Source organism: Citrobacter sp. Cpo065, from assembly GCF_030332805.1.
Taxonomy (GTDB): domain Bacteria; phylum Pseudomonadota; class Gammaproteobacteria; order Enterobacterales; family Enterobacteriaceae; genus Citrobacter; species Citrobacter portucalensis.
Genome location: NZ_JAOWHC010000031.1, coordinates 82,202 through 103,476 on the forward strand (window position 1 = coordinate 82,202; position 21,275 = coordinate 103,476).

Genomic DNA, 21,275 nt, shown 5'->3' on the forward strand with positions numbered 1-21,275 from the left:
TTTCGCTGTATTTATTCGTTCGTCAGCCCGCCATGTTACTTAAGCGGCGGGCCTTTGACCAGACAGGGGAGTCCGAAAGCACTTTACTTTACGTCAGTGCCCGGGTAGTACCCCGAATAATAAGCTCGCAGTCCAGTAAACGTGAGCCACTGCTGACGCTCTGCCCTTGTAATTGATCGAGCAGTAACAGCATAGCTTCACGTCCGATATCGAAACGCGGCTGTGCGACGGTTGTCAGGGGTGGATCACAAAATTCCGTGAGCGAAATGTTATCAAAGCCAATAATGGATAAATCATCAGGGACTTTCAGACCCTGACGTTTGGCGTAAGAGAGTGCGCCCAGCGCCATGACGTCGCTGTGACAAAAGACAGCGGTCGGCGGCTGTGGTAGTTCAAGGAGCTGCTTCAACGCATTGGCTCCCGCTTCATAGGTAAAGTCACCGCGCGCGATGAAATGCGGATCGACCGTAATTCCGCTGCGACGTAATGCCTGAACGTAGCCTTGCAGGCGGTAATGGCACAGCGGCATATCTTCGGGTCCGGCGATACAGCCAATGCGTTTATGCCCCAGTTCCAGCAGATAATTCATCGCATTAAAGGCGGCGGTGAGGTTATCAATGTGCACGGTAGGGAGTTCCAGCTCTGGCGCGAACTCGTTCGACATGACCATCGGCGGTAAATTGCGCTGTTCTTCCACGCTGGCATCAAACGGCAGGCGCGAGCTGAGCAGTACCATGCCATCGATCTGCTTGGTGATAATGAGGTTAAGAAACGTCTTTTCCTGCTGATTCTGGTGCGCGCAGTCGCCAATAAGCACCAGGTATCCCTGTTCTGCGGCAGTCACTTCGATGCCACGAATCACTTCGCTAAAAAAGGGATCGCAGATATCCGGCACAATCACCAGAATGGTACGTGACTCATTACGCTTAACGTTACGTCCCATTGATTGGGGTAGATATCCCACTTCCAGCGCTGCCTGCTCAACCTTGTTACGGGTTGACTGCGAGACTTTGTCCGGGTTCATTAATGCGCGGGATACGGTTGCCGTTGAGACTTTCGCCTTCAGAGCAACATCTTTCATCGTAGCGGCGGCAACCTGCTTATTCGGTTTCACTCTTTCTCCTCGCCAGAGAGCTGCTGGCACAGACTCGTCCCTGGATAACCTTCATCTGAAACATTTTTATCAGATAGTGAATGGAAGCGGTTACAGAATTTTCATAAAAAGTGTGATGGATCTTTAATTTTACGATCCGCCTCGCATCGTGAGGGGTTAACCCTCGATGGGATCGACATCCAGCACCCATTTAACCTTGCGTGCATCGGGTAGCGTATTGATCAGTGCCAGCGTGCCGCTGACGATATGTTGCAGACGAATTCGTGATGGATGTTGCAACAATATTTGCCAACGATAACGACCACCGCGTTTGGGCGCCAGTGCGGGAACCGGGCCGAGCACCCAGAGTTTATCATCGGCCAACGGGCTGGCTTGAATGAGATTCCGTAGTTGCTGCAAGAACATTGGTGCATGCTGGTTGTTATGATCTTCTGCCCGCACGATCACATGGCTGGTCCACGGTGGAAGCTGGAGCGTTTGTCGCTCGGCCAGCGCCTGTTCGGCAAACGCGTCATAGCCTTTATACAGCAAGGTTTGCAGCAGCGGATGTTCAGGATGGTGCGTTTGCAGCACCACTTCGCCTTGTTTCCCGGCGCGTCCGGCACGGCCAGAGACCTGCGTATAGAGCTGGGCGAAGCGTTCTGCTGACCGGAAATCTGCGGAGAATAGCGCGCCGTCAACGTCCAGCAGCGCCACCAGAGTGACGTCCGGGAAGTGGTGGCCTTTGGCCAGCATTTGCGTGCCTATAAGAATTCGTGCGCCGCCGCGATGCACTTCCGCCAGATGCTGCTCCAGCGACCCTTTACGGCTGGTGGTGTCGCGATCGATACGTGAAATTGGCACACCGGGGAAAAAAGGTGCCAGAGCCTGCTCAAGCTGTTCGGTGCCGAGTCCTACCGGAACCATATGCGTCGAACCGCAGGAGGGGCACTGACGTGGTATTGGGCGCTGGCTGTCACAGTGGTGGCAACGCAGGTGGTGCTGCGCCTGATGTAGCGTGTAGTAGTGATCGCAACGCGGACATTCGGCAATCCAGCCACAGTCGTGGCAAAGCAGGGCGGGTGCAAAACCGCGACGGTTCAAAAACAGGATCACCTGGTTATCCGCCTGCAGGTGCTGACGCATACGGGCGATTAGCGCAGGGGCGAGTCCGGCCTGCACCTGCTGACCTTTGAGATCCAGCACGTGCTGAGTGGCTGGGCGCGCATTTCCGGCGCGGCGCGTCAGGCGTAGCATGCGATATTTGTTCTGCCGCACGTTACACAGCGTTTCCAGTGCCGGGGTGGCTGAGCCGAGAATAATCGGGATTTGCTCGCTATGGGCGCGGTAAACCGCGAGGTCGCGCGCATGATAGCGCCAGCCTTCCTGCTGTTTATAAGAGCTGTCGTGTTCTTCGTCGATGACAATCACGCCGAGATTTTTAAACGGCGTAAACAGCGAAGAACGCGTGCCGATAACTATCGCCGCCTCGCCATTTTTTGCTTTCAGCCAGGCTGAAAGACGTTCACTGTCGTTTAAACCGGAGTGCAGGACTTCGACCGGCGCATTGAAACGTTCGCGAAAACGGGCAATAGTTTGCGGCGTCAGGCCAATCTCCGGCACCATCACCAGAGCCTGCTTGCCCTGGGCAAGGACGTTTTCCAGAACGCTAAGATAGACCTCTGTTTTGCCTGATCCCGTTACGCCCGCTAATAGCCAGGCGCTAAAACTGTCTGAGGCGCTGTGAATCGCCCCGACGGCGGTGGCCTGCTCGGTGTTCAGCCGCAGACGCTCACCAGAAACCGCGTAGTGCGTACGCCAGTCGCTAAAGCCTGGTGTTTCGCTCGCCAGATCGCACAGCCCTTTTTTCCGCAGAGCCTGTAATGCGGCATCATTAAATTCCAGTTCAGCCACCTGGTCGCGCCAGATTTTCCCCTGGCGTAGCGCAGCCAGCGCCTGTTGCTGCTTGGGAGAACGCTTCAGGCTGTTGAGGTCAATTACCTGGCCTTCTTCAGTGGCAAACCAGTACCACATGGGCGCGTTTGTCGCCGGGCGTCCCTGGCGCAGTAAAATTGGCAGAGCGTGAAACAGTACGTCACCGATGGGATGATGATAATAATCAGCCGCCCACAACAGCAGACGCCAGACAGAGGTCGAGTAGACCGGTTCGCTGTCCAGCACTTCGAGAACGGCTTTCAATTCGCTCCGCGGCAGTTCACTGTGCTCGCTGACGGAAAGGACGATACCCACGCGCTCCTGCTGCTTGCCAAAGGGCACGCGTACACGACACCCGGCTTTGGCACTCAAGCCTTCCGGCAGGAGGTAGTCAAAGGTGCGAGGTAGCGGAACAGGTAAGGCAACGTGCGCAACGGGCATTGAATCATCCTGACTTGAAATCTGGCGGGTTAGTATACACATTAGTGGAGGGTAGAATGCGGATCAGTTTGCATGAGCAGGTTAATTTCTGTATGATTCGCCGCCTTTGATGCAAATTGATTGCGTCAAACAATGACCATTACCCGAGAGTTTCAGGCTGTTGATGCAGCGTGAAAGGTGACGGGGAATAATTAACATCGCGTGGTGTCTGGCGTTAGGGCTGGAAGAGCGACGCGGCCTTAAACCGAGGTTTTCCCATGAAAAAAGATATTCACCCGAAATACGAAGAAATTACTGCAAACTGCTCTTGCGGTAACGTCATGAAAATCCGCTCTACCGTCGGTCACGATCTGAACCTGGACGTGTGCGGTCAGTGCCACCCGTTCTATACTGGCAAGCAGCGTGATGTTGCTACCGGTGGCCGTGTTGATCGCTTCAACAAGCGTTTCAGCATCCCAGGCAGCAAGTAAGTTTCAGCTGTCAGAAAAAAGCGCCTTATGGCGCTTTTTTTGTTTCTGCGCTTCAGAACTGAAATATATATTGATGTATTGAATAATCTATTTTATTCAATAAATAAAACGGTGTTTTATTTTTTCGATAAAATATTGCAACTGGTGATCTGCGTCCTTTTTATCTTCTGTCTTTTGCCACTTTTACCAGCTCCTGGCAAAATACCAAAGGTTTCTGCTTTCTTTCTAAAATACACTTTCGTGGAAATATAAAATTAATCTAAAAGCCTTTTTGTTTTCCCATTTTATGGACAAACGAGATGGATTATTTCCGTTGTTGAGTGTGAAGAGGGATTGTCATGAAATTTAAATCTGCGTTATTACTGATTCCATTATTCTCTGCGGCCGCACAGGCGGGTTATGTTGATTACCGACATGAATATTATGACGATGGACGTAATTACGATCGTGTGTATATGTCTCACCGTTTTGCCACGGGTTTTGGTGTGGCAGTAGAAGCCATTTCTCGTTCCGAAAACACGCAGTCAAATGATGCGTGGAATAATATGGAAAGTAACGGCAACGAGTATACCGCAAGCTATCAGTTCACCTGGCAGGGTCTTGTCTGGCAGCCCGGCATTGCGATCGAAACGGGCGATAATATCGCGATTTATAAGCCTTATATCCGCGTGCAGTACAACATCAACGACAACTGGTGGACCGCGTTCCGCTATCGTCAGGAATACATGCGCAGAAACACTGACGGCAAAGATGACCGCATGGTCTATCGTCCGGAAGCCTGGCTTGGTTATAATGTCAATGACTGGATGTTTGAGCTAAATGGTATTTATAAAATTGCCGATAGCGAAGATTTATATAACAACCGGAAAGATGATTATGAATATAACTTCCGCGTGGCGTACAAATTAGGCTCCTGGGTTCCATTTGTTGAGGTTGGCAACGTTTCCTCGGGTTATAACACAACAACGACAGACGATCGTCAGACCCGTTATCGTGTCGGTCTTGGTTATAACTTTTAATCGGTAATAGTTTTCGTATCGGCTGATTACGTCGATAAGCATAGTTTGTGTGAATAATATGTCTAAGGAGTTGACATCATGTCTAATGATGGAACTATTATCGGAAATAATGAAACCACTGCCGTCAGGCCTTTCGGAATTAGAGATAAAATTGGTTATTTATGTGGTGACCTCGGAACCTGTTTTATTCTTGGCTTAGTTAATAGTTTTTTAATGATTTATTACACTAACGTCCTCGGTATTTCCGGCGTTATTGTTGGTTCACTCTATTTTGTGACCAAACTCTTTGATGCGTTTGTTGATGTTGGTGTAGGGCGCTTATGTGATACCTCTAAACTGACGGTACATGGACGTTTCAACCCGTGGGTGCGTCGTATGAAGTATCCATTTTGCATCATTGCGGTTGTCCTGTTCCTGCCGTTTGTGAATGATTTTTCTTATACGGCGAAAATCATCTACATCTGCTGCTCCTATTTCATTTACGGTTCGCTGTTATCGACCGTGAGTATTCCGTACGGTGCTATGTCTGCGGCGATTAGCTCGAATCCTGAAGATCGTGTATCGCTTTCAACCTGGCGTAGCGTTGGGTCAGCAATTGGCGGTGGGGCAACTGGCTTTTTCATTCCAATCCTGATGTACACCACCCTGGTGGATGGAAGCCAGGTGATTTCCGGGCAACACTTCTTCTGGATTTCCATTGGTTGCGCAGTGCTGGGCTTGATCTTTTTATCCTTGACCTGTCATTTAACGACGGAGCGCGTGCGCGTGGAGAGAAAAGAGAGCATGCCCGTTTCGGTGTTGCTGAAGGGACTGGCACGCAATAAGGCGCTGATTGTTTTAGTGGTTGTGGATTTGCTGATTGTAATTAATCAGGGGTTGTCCGGTACCAACATGACTTACCTGTTTAATGACTATTTCCACAATAAAGAGGCGATGTCAGTCGCGTTGCTGTTTACCTTTGGTTCCCTGGTTTTGCTGGCGCCATCGGCATCCTGGCTCACGAAGCGGTTTGGTAAAAAAGAAGCCAGTGTAGGCGCGTTGCTTTTTGCCGTGGTCATGTATGTGATTATGTACTTTGTCCACATTACGGATGCAAAGGTCTATCTGGTTTTCTTGTTCCTGGCGACGCTGGGTGCAGGGTTATTCAACCTGATGATTTGGGCGTTTATGACTGATGTTTGTGACTACCATCAGTATGTCACTGGCGATCGCGAGGATGGCACGGTTTATGGTGTGAACTTCTTTGCGCGCAAGGTTGGTCAGGCATGCGCAGGGGCGATTGGTGGCTTTATGTTGGCTATCATTGGCTATCAATCATTGTCAACAGGTGGTGCAGTGCAAACCAGCATTGTGCAGGAAAATATTTATACGATGGCGAATCTCTTGCCGGCGCTATGCCTGTTTTTGGCGGCGGTCATTCTGATTTATTTCTATCCATTGAACCGTACGGAAACGCTCAAAATGGAAGAAACATTGAATAAACTCAATGGTATTAGTAAGTAACACTGTGAGAAAAGGCGGGAGCATTCCCGCCTCTACACGCCCATTGCTGTTCTAACTATCAGTATTCCCACGTTTCCGGGTTGATACCCAGTTCACGCATGATTACCTTTGCTTCTTCCGGGATTTCATCACTGCGTTCTTTACGCAGGTCGTCATCGTTGGGTAAGGGTTGCCCAGTAAAAGCATGCAGAAACGCTTCACACAGCAGTTCGCTGTTGGTGGCGTGGCGCAGGTTGTTCACCTGACGACGCGTGCGTTCATCGGTAAGGATTTTTAACACCTTCAGAGGAATGGAAACCGTAATTTTTTTGACTTGCTCACTCTTCTTACCGTGCTCAGCGTATGGGCTGATATATTCGCCGCTCCATTCAGCCATGAGATACCTAATCCTCTTCGTCATTAATATTGAGGCCAGAACCTGAGCCCGGACCATAATTGCGCGTAGTTTATCGTGGTGGCGTGGCCCTGACACGAAGTAAGCCGACGCAGATGTACGCTAATGCATATAATTTTAACGGCTATTTCCAGTTTGCTCAATCTATACGCAAAGAAGTTTAGATGTCCAGATGTATTGACGGCTATCGTAACTATGATTACTCTGGTGTCTGACTTTTCACCGACTCAGCCAGGATCTCCTCAATATGACGCGTAAACAGGCCACCATCGCAGTGCGTAGCGGGTTAAATGACGACGAACAGTACGGTTGCGTTGTCCCGCCGATTCACCTCTCCAGCACCTATAACTTTACCGGATTTAATGAACCTCGCGCCCATGACTATTCGCGTCGCGGCAACCCAACGCGCGATGTTGTTCAGCGTGCGCTGGCGGAACTGGAAGGCGGTGCAGGTGCTGTGCTGACCAATACTGGCATGTCGGCGATTCATCTGGTGACCACGGTCTTCCTCAAGCCAGGCGATCTGCTGGTCGCACCGCATGACTGCTACGGCGGGAGCTACCGACTGTTTGACAGTCTGGCAAAACGTGGCTGTTACCGCGTCCTGTTTGTCGATCAAGGTGATGAGCAGGCATTGCAGGCCGCATTGGCGGAAAAACCGAAACTGGTGCTGGTAGAAAGCCCAAGCAACCCGCTGCTGCGCGTGGTGGATATTGCGAAAATCTGTCAGCTGGCGCGTGAAGCTGGCGCGGTCAGCGTGGTCGACAACACTTTTTTAAGCCCGGCATTGCAAAATCCACTGGCATTGGGCGCCGATCTGGTGTTGCATTCATGCACGAAATATTTAAACGGTCACTCAGATGTGGTGGCTGGTGTTGTGATAGCGAAAGATCCGGAAACGGTCACTGAACTGGCATGGTGGGCGAATAATATTGGTGTGACCGGCGGCGCGTTTGATAGTTATCTGCTGTTGCGCGGCCTGCGTACTCTGTCTCCTCGAATGGAGGTGGCGCAACGTAATGCTCAGGCGATAGTCGATTATCTGCAAACTCAGCCGCTGGTGAAAAAATTGTATCACCCGTCATTGCCGGATAATCAGGGCCATGAGATTGCCGCGCGTCAGCAAAAAGGCTTTGGCGCGATGTTAAGTTTTGAACTGGATGGTGATGAGCAAACGCTGCGCCGCTTCCTTGGCGGGTTGTCATTGTTTACGCTGGCGGAATCGTTAGGGGGCGTTGAAAGTCTGATCTCCCACGCCGCAACCATGACACACGCGGGCATGGCGCCAGAAGCGCGTGCTGCTGCCGGAATTTCCGAAACGCTGCTGCGTATCTCCACCGGTATTGAAGATGGCGAAGATTTAATTGCCGACCTGGAAAATGGCTTCCGGGCTGCAAACAAGGGGTAAACATGAGTGTGATTGCGCAGGCAGGGGCGAAGGGTCGTCAACTGCACAAATTTGGTGGTAGTAGTCTGGCTGATGTGAAATGTTATCTGCGTGTCGCAGGCATTATGGCGGAGTACTCGCAGCCTGATGACATGATGGTTGTTTCAGCCGCAGGCAGTACCACTAACCAGTTGATTAGCTGGCTGAAATTAAGCCAGACCGATCGCCTTTCTGCGCATCAGGTTCAACAGGCGTTACGTCGCTATCAGAGCGAGCTTATCAGCGGTTTGTTACCGCCTGAGATAGCGGATGGATTGATTGGCGCGTTTATTCACGATCTGGAGCGTCTGGCTGGATTACTCGACAGCGGCGTGAACGATGCCGTCTATGCTGAGGTTGTTGGGCATGGTGAGGTATGGTCCGCGCGTTTGATGTCTGCGGTCCTTAACCAACAGGGGCTGGAGTCAGCCTGGCTGGATGCGCGCGATTTTTTACGTGCTGAACGCGGTGCCCAGCCGCAGGTAGATGAAGGTCTTTCTTACCCACTGCTACAGCAACTGCTGGCGCAGCATCCGGGTAAACGGCTGGTGGTTACCGGCTTTATTAGCCGCAGCAATTGCGGTGAAACGGTCCTGCTGGGGCGTAACGGCTCCGACTACTCGGCGACGCAGGTTGGCGCGCTGGCGGGCGTTTCTCGCGTAACTATCTGGAGCGATGTCGCCGGGGTTTACAGTGCGGATCCGCGTAAAGTAAAAGACGCCTGTTTGCTGCCGCTGCTGCGTCTGGATGAAGCCAGCGAACTGGCGCGTCTGGCGGCGCCGGTTCTCCATGCCCGTACCTTACAGCCGGTTTCCGGTAGCGATATCGATCTCCAACTGCGTTGTAGCTATACGCCGGAGCAGGGTTCAACGCGCATTGAACGCGTACTGGCCTCCGGTACCGGGGCGCGTATTGTGACCAGTCATGATGACGTCTGCCTGATTGAGTTTTTGGTTCCGACTGGCCAGGACTTTAAGCTGGCTTATAAAGAGATTGATCAGGTTTTAAAACGTACCCAGGTGCGTCCGCTGGCAGTGGGTGTGCATTCTGACCGCCAACTGCTGCAATTTTGCTATACCTCCGAAGTCGCTGATGGCGCACTGAAAATTCTGGATGAAGCTGGTCTGCCGGGCGAGCTGCGTTTGCGCCAGGGGCTGGCGCTGGTAGCGATGGTCGGGGCGGGCGTCACCCGTAATCCGCTGCACTGCCACCGTTTCTGGCAACAGTTGAAAGGTCAGCCGGTTGAATTCACCTGGCAATCGGAAGAGGGTATCAGCCTGGTCGCGGTACTGCGTACTGGGCCAACAGAGAGCCTGATTCAGGGCCTGCATCAGTCAATTTTCCGCGCGGAAAAACGCATTGGTCTGGTGTTGTTCGGCAAAGGCAACATTGGTTCGCGCTGGCTGGAACTGTTCGCTCGCGAGCAGAGCACGCTCTCGGCGCGCACCGGATTAGAGTTTGTGCTGGCGGGAGTGGTTGATAGCCGTCGTAGCCTGCTGAATTACGAAGGGCTGGATGCCAGCCGCGCGTTAGCTTTCTTTGATGACGAGGCAGTAGAGCAGGATGAAGAGTCTCTATTCCTGTGGATGCGTGCTCACCCGTATGATGATTTAGTGGTGCTGGACGTTACTGCCAGCGAGCAACTTGCGGATCAGTATCTGGATTTTGCCAGCCATGGTTTCCACGTTATCAGCGCCAACAAACTGGCGGGGGCGAGCAGCAGTCATAATTATCGCCAAATTCATGACGCTTTTGAAAAAACCGGTCGCCACTGGCTGTATAACGCTACCGTAGGCGCAGGCTTGCCGATCAATCATACCGTGCGCGATCTGATTGATAGCGGAGATACCATTCTGTCGATCAGCGGGATCTTCTCCGGTACGTTGTCGTGGTTGTTCCTGCAATTTGATGGCACGGTCCCGTTCACCGATCTGGTGGATCAGGCGTGGCAACAGGGGCTGACTGAACCCGATCCGCGCGTAGATCTTTCCGGCAAAGATGTGATGCGTAAGCTGGTGATTCTGGCGCGTGAAGCAGGTTACGACATCGAACCGGACCAGGTTCGCGTGGAATCGCTGGTGCCTGCGCACTGTGAAGAAGGCTCTATTGACCATTTCTTTGAGAATGGTGATGAGCTTAACGAGCAGATGGTGCAGCGTCTGGAAGCGGCGCGTGAAATGGGGCTGGTGCTACGCTATGTGGCGCGTTTTGATGCTAACGGTAAAGCGCGCGTTGGTGTTGAAGCGGTTCGTCCTGAACACCCGCTGGCGGCGCTGCTGCCGTGCGATAACGTATTCGCTATTGAAAGCCGCTGGTATCGCGATAACCCGCTGGTGATCCGTGGACCGGGCGCAGGTCGTGACGTCACCGCCGGCGCTATTCAGTCAGACATCAACCGTCTGGCGCAGCTGCTGTAGTTTGCGTTGCCTGATGGCGCTTACGCTTATCCGGCCTACATATTTCATGAATCGTAGGCCCGGTAAGCGGCAGCACCACCGGGGCAAATCGTGCTGGGTGATCAGGGCGTTGTATTGATCTACCAGCGTCCTTATCGTCTGAAATACCGAATGGGCGGAGTAGCGGGGGCTTTGCTGAAATTCCGTCTGCTGCCGCAACCAGGCGAGAAAATGATGGCTTGCCGCCAGAGTTTTTGACGCGCCTTCTTCAACACGCCCCTGCGTTAACAAACACACCATTTTACGCGTATCGCCTCGTTGCCAGATTTGCCACTCATTTTGCCACCATCCCTGATAGGTTAAGTGGTTGCAACGCTATATCGATGAGCTTAAAGGCAAAGTCGATCTCACCGTGGCACTCATCCACGAAGGCACGCCAGCACGTCAGTCCAGTCTGGGGGGCACCGATGTGCGCCGTGCGCTGGATAAAGATATCCAGACCGCAGGCCAGGTGCAGGGGCTGGATATCCTGATCACCGGTCATGCGCATGTGGGCACGCCGGAGCCGATTAAAGTCGGTAACACCCTGATTCTGTCTACCGACAGCGGCGGTATTGATGTGGGTAAACTGGTGCTGGATTACCAGCAAAAACCGCATCAATTTACCGTTAAGAACTTCGAACTGAAGACCATTTTTGCTGATGAGTGGCAGCCAGACCCGCAAACGAAACAGGTCATTGATGGCTGGAATAAAAAGCTCGATAAAGTGGTACAACAAACGGTAGCCAACTCTCCGGTTGAGCTGACGCGTGCTTACGGTGAATCTTCTTCCCTGGGAAATCTGGCGGCAGATGCATTGCTGGCTGCGGCGGGCAAAGATACCCAGTTAGCACTCACTAACTCGGGCGGCATCCGGAATGAAATTCCGGCGGGTGCTATCACGATGGGTGCCGTCATTAGCACCTTCCCGTTTCCGAACGAGCTGGCAACCATGGATCTCACCGGGAAGCAGTTACGTAGCCTGATGGAGCACGGCGCGGGTTTAAGCAACGGCGTATTGCAGGTGTCCAAAGGACTGGAGATGAAGTATGACAGCAGCAAACCGGTTGGCCAGCGGGTCACCGTATTGACGCTTAACGGTAAGCCAATTGAGGACGCTGTGGTTTATCACATTGCCACCAATAGCTTCCTGGCAGACGGCGGTGATGGTTTTACGGCCTTCACCGAAGGTAAAGCGCGTAACACATCCGGCGGTTACTATGTCTCTAATGCTGTCGTTGATTATTTCAAAGTGGGAAATACGCTGACGGATGAGCAACTCAAAGGCATGCGTGTGGAAGATGTGAAACCGTAGTGAGGTCAGGCCAGCAGATATTCCGCTGGCCTGTTGTTTTAGCCTTTGTGGGAGGCAAACACCTCTTTTGCGGCGAACAAGCCGTTGAGTGCCGCGGGGAAGCCAGCATATACGGCCATCTGCATAATCACTTCAATGATCTCATCCTGCGTTAAACCCACGTGTAATGCCGCGCCAATATGCACTTTCAACTGCGGTGCGGCGTTACCCAGCGCAGTTAATGCCGCGACGGTAGCGATTTCTCTACTGCGTAAATCCAGCCCCGGCCTTGAATAGATGTCGCCAAAAGGAAATTCAATCAGGTATTGGGCGAAGTCTGGCGCAATATCCTGCAGAATTTCGACGACCGCATCGCCCCCTTTACCATCCACTTTTTGCAACATCTCCTGACCGGTAATAAAGCGTTCTGAAGGCATCATTCCTTCCTCTTTCGTGTGGTTTGTAGTGTGAGGATAGGGCGTGCGGAATGATTGGGATAATACCGTTTCCGTGATACCTTTTCGGTATGACAACATCGTCTTTGCACTCTCTGGACATTCGCCTGCTGCGTTACTTTTCCGTAGTAGCGGAAGAGAACAATATGAGCCGGGCGGCGCAGCGCTTGTTTATGTCGCAGCCGCCGCTGAGTCGCCACATTCGCCAGCTTGAAGAACGCCTGGGAGTGACGCTTTTTGTCCGTCATACCCGTGGACTTACGCTGACGGAGGATGGCCAACGCGTACTTGAAATCGTACGCCCGCTATTGGCGCTACAGGATAAAACCTGGGCGGCGCTGGGTCAGTTAGTGAAAACGGGGGAGCAATCTCTGCGCTTAGGGCTAAGTACGGCGTTTGAGCAGGGTGTCTTTACGGCGCTTGAGTCCCGGCTTAATATGCGCGTACAGAAGCTACATATTGTCCGGCATGGTTCGCCTGAACTGGCGCGCCAGGTGCGTCGGGGCAAACTGGATGCCGCTCTGGTGGCACTACCGCTTGAAACTTCGGGGCTTAGCGTCACGCCGCTTGGCTGGCAAGAATCGATGATTGCCGCCTTACCCGCGCAGTGGGCAGAAGCGGCACTGTCGTCACTCTCATTAACCGCGCTGAGCCACCGACCGCTGTTCTGGTTCAAACGCGAACGTAACCCTGCTTTCTTTGATTACACCCGACACATTTTTCGTCGTGCGGGTTACTCGCCTGCCTGTATTGAAGAGCCGCTGGAACATGACGTGCTGCTGGCGCGGATCGCGCAGGGTGACGGCCTGAGCCTGATTCCGGCCTCCTTTTCCGCGATCCAGCGTCAGGGCGTGATATTCCTTCCTCTTACCGATACCGAATTGCGTATTAGCATGGGGTTGCTGATGCTGCCTGAGAACGTAACAAAATTAGCGTGGCTGCAGACGGTCGTGACGCAATTCCCCATCATTTCAGGCTGATGTGAATTTTTTTCACGTTGGCTGAGTATTCCTCACCTTTAACGATGATTTTTGTGTTGACGCCAGCGTGCTTTTCCGTCATTTTTACATCTAGACGTCTAAACGTATAGCAGTTCACAACACAACATATAACGACAAAAGATTGATGAGGTAAGGTATGAGCTTTTTTCACGCCAACCAGCGGGAAGCCCTGAATCAGAGCCTGGCGGAAGTACAGGGTCAGATTAACGTTTCGTTTGAGTTTTTCCCGCCGCGCACCAGTGAAATGGAGCAAACCCTGTGGAACTCCATCGATCGCCTGAGCAGCCTGAAGCCGAAGTTTGTTTCAGTCACCTACGGTGCAAACTCTGGTGAGCGCGACCGTACGCACAGCATTATTAAAGGCATTAAGGATCGCACTGGTCTTGAAGCAGCTCCGCACCTGACCTGTATTGATGCTACCCGCGATGAGCTGCGCACCATTGCTCAGGACTACTGGAATAACGGTATTCGTCATATTGTTGCTCTGCGCGGTGACTTGCCGCCGGGAAGCGGTAAACCGGATATGTATGCCTCTGACCTGGTGACTCTGCTGAAAGACGTTGCGGACTTTGATATCTCCGTTGCGGCTTATCCGGAAGTACACCCAGAAGCGAAGAGCGCTCAGGCCGATTTGCTGAACCTGAAGCGTAAGGTTGATGCTGGTGCAAACCGCGCCATTACTCAGTTTTTCTTCGATGTGGAAAGCTATCTGCGCTTTCGCGATCGCTGCGTGTCTGCGGGAATCGATGTGGAAATTATTCCGGGTATCCTGCCAGTCTCCAACTTTAAACAGGCGAAAAAATTTGCCGATATGACCAATGTTCGTATCCCCTCCTGGATGTCGACCATGTTTGATGGTCTGGATGACGATGCGGAAACCCGCAAGCTGGTAGGTGCAAACATCGCCATGGACATGGTGAAAATCCTCAGTCGCGAAGGGGTGAAAGATTTTCACTTCTATACTCTAAATCGCGCCGAGATGAGCTACGCAATTTGTCACACGCTGGGAGTAAGACCAGCATAATTAGTGCCTCAGCCCTCTTCGGAGGGTTTTTTATTGATCATTTTGATCTACATCTCTGTAACTTTAAATATAAAAGGAATGAGCTATCGAATCTGTGGGTTTTTTCGACTATATCTTATCTCTGGTGGTGTATATCGTAGTCAGAACACTGTAAAGGGAGCATATAGATGAGCATGTCCGACGATAGCCAAAACGCATCAACTGCCGGTAAGTGTCCTTTTCATCAGGGCGGGCCGGATCACAGCGCGGGTGCAGGAAGAAATAACCGCGACTGGTGGCCTAATCAACTCCGCGTTGATCTTTTAAACCAACATTCCAATCGTTCGAACCCGCTGGGTGAGAACTTCGACTACCGCAAAGAATTTAGCAAACTTGATTACTCTGCCCTGAAAGGGGATCTCAGAGCCCTTCTGTCCGAATCTCAACCGTGGTGGCCTGCTGACTGGGGCTCTTATGCCGGTTTGTTTATCCGCATGGCATGGCACGGTGCTGGGACCTATCGTTCCATCGATGGACGCGGTGGCGCGGGTCGCGGACAGCAGCGTTTTGCACCACTGAACTCCTGGCCAGACAACGTCAGCCTGGATAAAGCGCGTCGTCTGCTGTGGCCAATCAAGCAGAAATATGGCCAGAAAATTTCCTGGGCCGACCTGTTTATCCTTGCGGGTAACGTGGCGCTGGAAAACTCAGGCTTCCGCACTTTCGGCTTCGGTGCCGGTCGTGAAGACGTCTGGGAACCGGATCTCGACGTAAACTGGGGTGATGAAAAAGCCTGGTTGACCCACCGTCATCCGGAAGAATTGGCAAAAGCGCCGCTGGGCGCAACCGAAATGGGTCTTATCTATGTGAACCCGGAAGGGCCGGACCATAGCGGCGAACCGCTTTCTGCGGCAGCGGCTATTCGCGCGACCTTCGGTAACATGGGTATGAACGACGAAGAAACCGTAGCGCTGATTGGCGGCGGTCATACGTTGGGCAAAACTCACGGTGCAGCGCCGGCTTCGCACGTAGGCGCCGATCCAGAATCCGCACCAATTGAAGCGCAGGGCCTGGGCTGGGCCAGCAGCTACGGCAGCGGCGCGGGTGCAGACGCAATTACTTCCGGTCTGGAAGTGGTCTGGACGCAGACGCCGACCCAATGGAGCAACTATTTCTTCGAGAACCTGTTCAAATATGAATGGGTGCAAACTCGCAGTCCGGCAGGCGCTATTCAGTTTGAAGCGGTTGACGCACCGGAAATTATCCCCGATCCGTTCGATCCGTCGAAAAAACGTAAGCCAACAATGTTGGTTACCGACTTGACGCTGCGTTTCGATCCGGAGTTCGAGAAGATTTCCCGCCGTTTCCTGAACGATCCGCAGGCGTTTAACGAAGCGTTTGCCCGCGCATGGTTTAAGCTGACGCACCGTGATATGGGGCCAAAAGCGCGTTACATCGGACCGGAAGTGCCAAAAGAAGATCTGATTTGGCAAGACCCGCTGCCGCATGCGTTCTTTAACCCAAGCGAAGAAGATATCCTGAAACTGAAGGCGACCATTGCTGCTTCCGGGTTGTCCGTGGGCGAGCTGGTGTCAGTGGCGTGGGCTTCTGCATCAACGTTCCGCGGTGGGGATAAACGTGGCGGCGCTAACGGTGCGCGTCTGGCGCTGGACCCACAGCGTGGCTGGGATGTGAATGCTACCGCGGCACGCGTACTGCCTGTGCTGGAAGGCATTTATAAGTCAGCCCATACCGCTTCGTTAGCCGATATTATCGTGCTGGCCGGTGTTGTTGGTATAGAGCAGGCGGCTAGCGCTGCGGGTGTCAGCATTAAAGTACCTTTTGCGCCGGGCCGCGTGGATGCGCGTCAGGACCAAACGGATATTGAGATGTTTGAACTGCTTGAGCCGATCGCCGATGGCTTCCGTAACTACCGCTCCCGTCCTGACGTATCGACCACCGAGTCGTTGCTGATTGATAAAGCGCAGCAGCTGACGCTGACCGCACCGGAAATGACCGTGCTGGTGGGCGGTATGCGCGTACTGGGCACCAACTTCGACGGCAGCCAGCATGGCGTCTTTACCGATCGTCCTGGCGTGCTCAGCACTGACTTCTTCGTCAATCTGCTGGATATGCGCCATGAGTGGAAGGCGGTTGATGAGTCAAAAGAGCTGTTCGAAGGTCGTGACCGTCTGAGCGGTGAAGTAAAATACACGGCAACCCGCGCCGATCTGGTGTTCGGTTCTAACTCCGTACTGCGCGCAGTGGCTGAAGTTTATGCCTGCAGCGATGCTCACGAGAAGTTCGTGAGAGATTTCGTTGCCGCATGGGTGAAAGTGATGAACCTGGATCGTTTCGATCTGCTGTAACAGATAATGCCGGATGTCGCTTGTGCGTATCCGGCATAGTATGAATAAGAAAATCCCCGCGATTGCGGGGATTTTCTATTGGCAGGTTATTCCCACTCTTGCAGGTAACGTTGACCGTACTGGTCAGCCACCAGCAGGGCGGCATACACCTGGTCCGGAGTTGCGCCGCCAGGCATGTTGTGGATGGTTTCGCCTTCTGCACAGGCTGCCTCAGCCACAATGCGCATTTTCGCCGGGATATCCTGTTTGATGTCCAGTTGCGCCAGGGTAATCGGCAGGCCAACGGAATGACACAGCGCGGCAACGGTTTCAATTTCATCAACTGGCGCGTTTTCCAGCACCAGCTGCGTTAGCGTACCGAAAGCCACTTTCTCGCCGTGGTAGTAGTGATGCGCATCCGGGATTGCGGTCAGACCGTTATGAATGGCGTGAGCAGCTGCCAGACCACCGCTTTCAAAACCGACACCGCTCAGATAGGTGTTGGCTTCAATAACGCGCTCCAGTGCTGGTGTAACCACGTGCTGCTCGGCTGCCAGCATCGCTTTTTCACCTTCTTCGATTAGCGTATTAAAGCACAGCTCTGCCAGCGCCAGCGCCGCCTGAGTACACTGACCGCCCGCCATGGTGGTTGCGCCGCTGCGTGAACAAGCACGCGCTTCGAACCAGGTTGCCAGCGCATCGCCAATACCCGCAGATAACAGACGCGCCGGTGCACCCGCAACAATTTTGGTATCCACAATGACCCTGTCCGGATTGTTGGGCAGCAGCAGATAGCGATCGAATTCACCGGCATCGGTGTAAATGACGGACAGCGCGCTGCACGGCGCATCGGTAGAGGCGATGGTTGGGGCAATGGCGACAGGCACGCCCATAAAGTGTGCCAGCGCTTTGGCGGTATCCAGCGTTTTACCGCCGCCAATACCAAGTACTGCGCCACACTGCGCTTTTTCCGCTACGCCGCGCAGACGGTCGATTTCGTTTTGTGAACATTCGCCGCCAAACGGTGCAATTTCCAGCGCCAGTCCGGCATCCTGAAAGCTTTTTTCCAGTGCGCTCTGGGCAAAGCCTAAGACAAACTTGTCCCCAACGACCAGCCAGCGTTCTGCCAGTGGTTTGAGGTAGCTGCCAAGACGGGTAATAACATCGGCACCCTGGATGTACTTACCAGGTGATTGAATAATGCGATCCATACTTTATTTCCCTCACAGGTTGATGTGACCAAATGCGTTGTTCCAGTCCTGCTCAAACTTCTCTATTGCTGACTCTACCGCAGGGGTATTGAGCATTTGTTGCGCTACGTCTAATGGCAGGGTGATAGCTTCACATCCTGCCAGTAAGCAATCCAGCGCCTGACGCGGGGTTTTAAAGCTGGCTGCCAGTACCATGCTGTTTGGCTCATGCAGCTCCAGTAACGTTTGCAGTTCTTGTACTGTGCGAATCCCGTCGCCGCCCTGTGCGTCGATACGGTTAACGTAAGGCGCGATATATTTGGCTCCTGCCAGCGCAGCCAGTAGCCCCTGAGAAGCACTGTAAACGGCGGTTCCCAGCGTGGTGATACCCTCTTTTTTCAGCATCTTAATCGCGGCCAGACCTTCGGATGTCACCGGGATTTTCACTACCAGACCGGGCACTGCATTGCTCAGGCGTTTGGCTTCTTCCACCATGCCCTGCGCCTCGCGGCTCATGGTTTGGGCAAACAAAATACCCTCTTCGCCGATGGCGTTTTGCAGGCGTGGCAGTACATCCCAGATAGATTCTTTGCTTGCCGCCACAATGCTTGGGTTGGTGGTGACTCCCGCGATAGGAAAGATGCGTGCCAGACGTTCAACTTCCGCGACGTTGGCGGTATCAAGGTAAAGTTCCATACAAAAACATCCTCTTTAAAGTTCAAGTTCATGTTGCAACAGGCTGGCGATAGCGTCGGCTGAGGCGGCACTAACCAGCGCGTTACGGAATTCTTCATGCATAATGCGGCGCGCCAGACGCGAGAAAATACGCATATGCTGATCGCCAGCGGCATGTTTGTTGAGCGTCAGCATAATAATGAACTGTGCATCATCATCACCCCAACGTACCGGCGCTTGCAGGCGCGCTACGCTGATGGTGGACTGCTCAATATGTTCGGATTTGCTGTGTGGAATGGCGAAGCTAAAACCTAATCCGGTAGAGAAGACGGCTTCGCGCGCCCACAGGTCTGCTTCCAGTTTACGTGGATAGCGGCAACGGCCTGCCAGCAGGAGGTTGTCGGTCATCCCTTTGATGACCTCTTCTTTACTGCGCCAGTCGCTGTCCAGTGTGATGCATTCGGCGGTAACCAGAGGCGTATCCTGTTGGGTCATGCGGAACTGAGCCAGCAGATGTTCGACCTCCAGCGAGGTTCGACAAGCCATCGCTTGATTCAGCAATTGACGGCAGGCACGGCTGTCGAGTTGCGCCATCCGCGCTTTGGCGGCGGGAATGGAGGGAGCGCTCATACTGATTTCGTCCAGACCCAGTCCCACCAGCAATGGCAGCACCGAACCTTTGGCACCCAGTTCGCCACACAGGCCAATCCATTTCCCCTGCCGATGTACTGCCTGCACGGCGTAATCCAGTGCGCGCAGGAAGGCCGGATTCAGGCTGTTGTAGTGGCGGGTAACTTTGGCGTTGTCGCGGTCGACTGCCAGCAGGTATTGCGTCAGGTCATTGCTACCAATACTAAAGAAATCAATCTCTTCACAGCATTGGTCAATGATGAACATCACAGACGGAACCTCCAGCATAATACCGAGCTGGATCTTCTCATCAAACGGAATGTGTTCACTTCGCAGTTGCTGCTTGGCTTCTGCCAGTTTCTCTTTGACCCACAGGATCTCTTCCATCGAGGAGATCATTGGGATCATGATTTTCAGGCTACCGTGCGCTGAGGCGCGCAGGATCGATCGTAGTTGCGTGGTAAACAACGTGGCATATTCTTCATAAATACGCACCGCGCGATAACCGAGAAACGGGTTGGCCTCAGCAGGAATATTAAGATAATCAACGGGTTTATCACCGCCGATATCCATGGTGCGTACAATAATGCTGCGTCCCTTTGCGGGTTCCAGCGCCTGGCAGAAAATGTTGTATAGCTCGTTCTCATCCGGGGCGCAGGTACGGTCCATATACAGCATTTCCGTACGGAACAGGCCAACCGCTTCCGCACCGTTACTAAAAGCTGCTTGTGCTTCGACGGAGTGGGCGATGTTGGCGGCGGCTTCCATACGGATGCCATCAGCCGTGCGTGCCTCCTGGGTCAGCCAGATACGTTGCTGTTCCCGAATGGCATCCTGGATACGGGCTTCTTGCTGATAATAACGTACGATGGATTCATCAGGGGCAACGACGACTGCTCCTGCGTTACCATCGATATAAACCGTTTGCTGTAGCCATGGCATCAAAGATTCAATATCTACGCCAACCAGCGTAGGGATGTTGAATGACCGGGCGAGAATCACCGTGTGTGACGTAGTACCACCGCTTTTTAACAGCAAGCCTTTCAGCAATGTTTTGTCCAGTTCGAGGAACTGGCTCGGTGTTAGCTCATCCGCCATGCAAACCGTAGGCTGGGTCAGTTTTCCCGGTGCAGGGAAGCGCTGTTCCCCATAAATTTGCTGCAGAAGCTGGAAGCAAACATCGCGTACATCCAGTGCACGCTCCTGTAAATAACTGCTGCTTGAACGGGCGAATTCATCACAAAAATGTCCGGCACTTTCGACAACCGCCTGGGCGCAGCTTAACCCGCGTGATACGCCGGCGAGCAGGTGCTGGCGCAGTGAGAGGTCGCTTGCCAGCGAGCGGTGTGCTTCCAGAATCGCACTGGTAGCGCCGTCGCTGTCGAGTAATCGAAACTCAATATTTTTCATCAACAGCGTTAAACCGTTATCCAGTGCCGCTTGCTCGGTTTCAATATCTTGAGCGGATGGAAGGTTACTGAGCGCGTTAAGATCCAGCGAAGAAAGCAGACTCAGAACGCCCCCTGCGCTGCCGCTGCAGACGGTGCGAGCGCGGAAAAGCTGTGGATTTAAATGGGTGAGCGATGCCGGAAGTGGCTCCAGCTCGTTGTTTTTGGCTTCCGCTAGCGGTGCATCGCAGTGCGGAAATTCATTTCGTAACCATTGGCTCAGATGCTGGTGGGCTGCCTGTTCATCTGTACCGGAAATCAGCAACTGGCAGCTATCACCCGCCAGAGTATCGGTGCCAATCAACGATAGTGCGCTCTTAGCGTTGCCCTTACGTTCGGTACGCAGGTTGTGCCACTCAATGTGTGAGGTAAAGGTGTTGCACTGCGTTTCTATGTGGCTTGCCGGGCGTGCATGTACGCCATTGGGTAGCTCACAGGTAAATTCCACAATCAGGGCCATAGCCTCATCTCCCATAACGATTTCTCGCTACAGGATAAAAGGGCAACGCCTGAGC

Annotated in this window: 16 protein-coding genes and 1 pseudogene; 10 read left to right on the forward strand and 7 right to left on the reverse strand. The window is 53.0% G+C overall.

The window, feature by feature from the left end:
• Positions 1-88: 88 nt before the first annotated feature.
• Positions 89-1,114 carry a DNA-binding transcriptional regulator CytR gene (gene cytR / locus OGY68_RS11540; protein WP_003825179.1) on the reverse strand — a complete coding sequence of 342 codons (1,026 nt, stop codon included), beginning with the start codon at positions 1,112-1,114 and terminating at the stop codon, positions 89-91.
• A gap of 156 nt (positions 1,115-1,270) precedes the next feature.
• A complete protein-coding gene (priA, locus tag OGY68_RS11545) occupies positions 1,271-3,469 on the reverse strand; it encodes a primosomal protein N' (RefSeq protein ID WP_048215183.1) in 2,199 nt (732 codons plus the stop codon).
• Between the two features lie 257 nt (positions 3,470-3,726).
• Between priA and rpmE the strand changes: the two genes are divergently transcribed.
• The 3 genes from rpmE to OGY68_RS11560 all read left to right on the forward strand — a co-directional run bounded on the left by rpmE (position 3,727) and on the right by OGY68_RS11560 (position 6,461).
• Positions 3,727-3,939: a 50S ribosomal protein L31 gene (gene rpmE, locus OGY68_RS11550; protein ID WP_008787040.1), complete on the forward strand. Its 213-nt coding sequence runs from the start codon at positions 3,727-3,729 to the stop codon at positions 3,937-3,939.
• 338 nt (positions 3,940-4,277) lie between these two features.
• The gene (locus OGY68_RS11555) at positions 4,278-4,958 is read left to right on the forward strand and encodes an oligogalacturonate-specific porin KdgM family protein (protein WP_003825173.1); all 681 of its coding nucleotides are present in this window, start codon (positions 4,278-4,280) and stop codon (positions 4,956-4,958) included.
• A gap of 78 nt (positions 4,959-5,036) precedes the next feature.
• The gene (locus tag OGY68_RS11560; protein WP_286617066.1) at positions 5,037-6,461 is read left to right on the forward strand and encodes an MFS transporter; all 1,425 of its coding nucleotides are present in this window, start codon (positions 5,037-5,039) and stop codon (positions 6,459-6,461) included.
• A gap of 58 nt (positions 6,462-6,519) precedes the next feature.
• On the opposite strand, the gene metJ is transcribed toward OGY68_RS11560, so the two are convergent.
• Positions 6,520-6,837: a met regulon transcriptional regulator MetJ gene (gene metJ / locus OGY68_RS11565; protein ID WP_003825168.1), complete on the reverse strand. Its 318-nt coding sequence runs from the start codon at positions 6,835-6,837 to the stop codon at positions 6,520-6,522.
• Positions 6,838-7,102: 265 nt separating this feature from the next.
• Between metJ and metB the strand changes: the two genes are divergently transcribed.
• From metB to OGY68_RS11585, 4 genes and pseudogenes are all read left to right on the forward strand, one after another.
• On the forward strand, positions 7,103-8,263 hold the full coding sequence (metB, locus tag OGY68_RS11570; RefSeq protein ID WP_003028818.1) for a cystathionine gamma-synthase: 1,161 nt from the start codon (positions 7,103-7,105) through the stop codon (positions 8,261-8,263).
• A gap of 2 nt (positions 8,264-8,265) precedes the next feature.
• Positions 8,266-10,698: a bifunctional aspartate kinase/homoserine dehydrogenase II gene (locus OGY68_RS11575; RefSeq protein WP_057068726.1), complete on the forward strand. Its 2,433-nt coding sequence runs from the start codon at positions 8,266-8,268 to the stop codon at positions 10,696-10,698.
• Between the two features lie 90 nt (positions 10,699-10,788).
• Positions 10,789-10,935 (forward strand): hypothetical protein, encoded by a 147-nt coding sequence (locus tag OGY68_RS11580; protein WP_188093462.1) that lies wholly within the window; start codon positions 10,789-10,791, stop codon positions 10,933-10,935.
• 100 nt (positions 10,936-11,035) lie between these two features.
• Positions 11,036-12,031 (forward strand): annotated as a pseudogene (locus tag OGY68_RS11585) (bifunctional metallophosphatase/5'-nucleotidase); the annotation flags it as partial.
• Positions 12,032-12,069: 38 nt separating this feature from the next.
• On the opposite strand, the gene OGY68_RS11590 reads toward OGY68_RS11585, so the two are convergent.
• A complete protein-coding gene (locus OGY68_RS11590) occupies positions 12,070-12,447 on the reverse strand; it encodes a carboxymuconolactone decarboxylase family protein (protein ID WP_057068728.1) in 378 nt (125 codons plus the stop codon).
• 89 nt (positions 12,448-12,536) lie between these two features.
• Here OGY68_RS11590 and OGY68_RS11595 point away from each other — a divergent pair, with 89 nt between their 5' ends.
• The 3 genes from OGY68_RS11595 (at position 12,537) to katG (ending at position 16,838) form a co-directional block, all read left to right on the forward strand.
• Positions 12,537-13,445 (forward strand): LysR family transcriptional regulator, encoded by a 909-nt coding sequence (locus OGY68_RS11595; protein ID WP_057068730.1) that lies wholly within the window; start codon positions 12,537-12,539, stop codon positions 13,443-13,445.
• Positions 13,446-13,602: 157 nt separating this feature from the next.
• Complete coding sequence (gene metF, locus OGY68_RS11600) at positions 13,603-14,490, forward strand: methylenetetrahydrofolate reductase (RefSeq protein ID WP_008787045.1); 888 nt, start codon at positions 13,603-13,605, stop codon at positions 14,488-14,490.
• Positions 14,491-14,657: 167 nt separating this feature from the next.
• Complete coding sequence (gene katG / locus OGY68_RS11605; protein WP_057068732.1) at positions 14,658-16,838, forward strand: catalase/peroxidase HPI; 2,181 nt, start codon at positions 14,658-14,660, stop codon at positions 16,836-16,838.
• An 86-nt stretch (positions 16,839-16,924) separates the two neighbouring features.
• Here katG and gldA read toward each other — a convergent pair whose 3' ends face one another.
• The 3 genes from gldA to ptsP are packed head-to-tail and all read right to left on the reverse strand — an operon-like array spanning position 16,925 to position 21,220.
• Entirely contained in the window at positions 16,925-18,028 is a 1,104-nt protein-coding gene (gene gldA / locus OGY68_RS11610; protein WP_057068734.1) for a bifunctional L-1,2-propanediol dehydrogenase/glycerol dehydrogenase, read from the reverse strand.
• A gap of 12 nt (positions 18,029-18,040) precedes the next feature.
• Positions 18,041-18,703, reverse strand: coding sequence for a fructose-6-phosphate aldolase (gene fsa, locus OGY68_RS11615; protein WP_057068736.1), 663 nt, complete (start codon positions 18,701-18,703; stop codon positions 18,041-18,043).
• A gap of 15 nt (positions 18,704-18,718) precedes the next feature.
• Positions 18,719-21,220 carry a phosphoenolpyruvate--protein phosphotransferase gene (gene ptsP, locus OGY68_RS11620; protein WP_057068747.1) on the reverse strand — a complete coding sequence of 834 codons (2,502 nt, stop codon included), beginning with the start codon at positions 21,218-21,220 and terminating at the stop codon, positions 18,719-18,721.
• Positions 21,221-21,275 lie beyond the last annotated feature (55 nt).

Bases quoted from the DNA above. Each gene is read 5' to 3' on its own strand.
- priA (WP_048215183.1), bottom strand. From the start codon at position 3,469: ATGCCCGTTGCGCACGTTGCCTTACCTGTTCCGCTACCTCGCACCTTT.
- rpmE (WP_008787040.1), top strand. From the start codon at position 3,727: ATGAAAAAAGATATTCACCCGAAATACGAAGAAATTACTGCAAACTGC.
- OGY68_RS11555 (WP_003825173.1), top strand. From the start codon at position 4,278: ATGAAATTTAAATCTGCGTTATTACTGATTCCATTATTCTCTGCGGCC.
- OGY68_RS11560 (WP_286617066.1), top strand. From the start codon at position 5,037: ATGTCTAATGATGGAACTATTATCGGAAATAATGAAACCACTGCCGTC.
- metJ (WP_003825168.1), bottom strand. From the start codon at position 6,837: ATGGCTGAATGGAGCGGCGAATATATCAGCCCATACGCTGAGCACGGT.
- metB (WP_003028818.1), top strand. From the start codon at position 7,103: ATGACGCGTAAACAGGCCACCATCGCAGTGCGTAGCGGGTTAAATGAC.
- OGY68_RS11575 (WP_057068726.1), top strand. From the start codon at position 8,266: ATGAGTGTGATTGCGCAGGCAGGGGCGAAGGGTCGTCAACTGCACAAA.
- OGY68_RS11590 (WP_057068728.1), bottom strand. From the start codon at position 12,447: ATGCCTTCAGAACGCTTTATTACCGGTCAGGAGATGTTGCAAAAAGTG.
- OGY68_RS11595 (WP_057068730.1), top strand. From the start codon at position 12,537: ATGACAACATCGTCTTTGCACTCTCTGGACATTCGCCTGCTGCGTTAC.
- metF (WP_008787045.1), top strand. From the start codon at position 13,603: ATGAGCTTTTTTCACGCCAACCAGCGGGAAGCCCTGAATCAGAGCCTG.
- katG (WP_057068732.1), top strand. From the start codon at position 14,658: ATGAGCATGTCCGACGATAGCCAAAACGCATCAACTGCCGGTAAGTGT.
- gldA (WP_057068734.1), bottom strand. From the start codon at position 18,028: ATGGATCGCATTATTCAATCACCTGGTAAGTACATCCAGGGTGCCGAT.
- fsa (WP_057068736.1), bottom strand. From the start codon at position 18,703: ATGGAACTTTACCTTGATACCGCCAACGTCGCGGAAGTTGAACGTCTG.
- ptsP (WP_057068747.1), bottom strand. From the start codon at position 21,220: ATGGCCCTGATTGTGGAATTTACCTGTGAGCTACCCAATGGCGTACAT.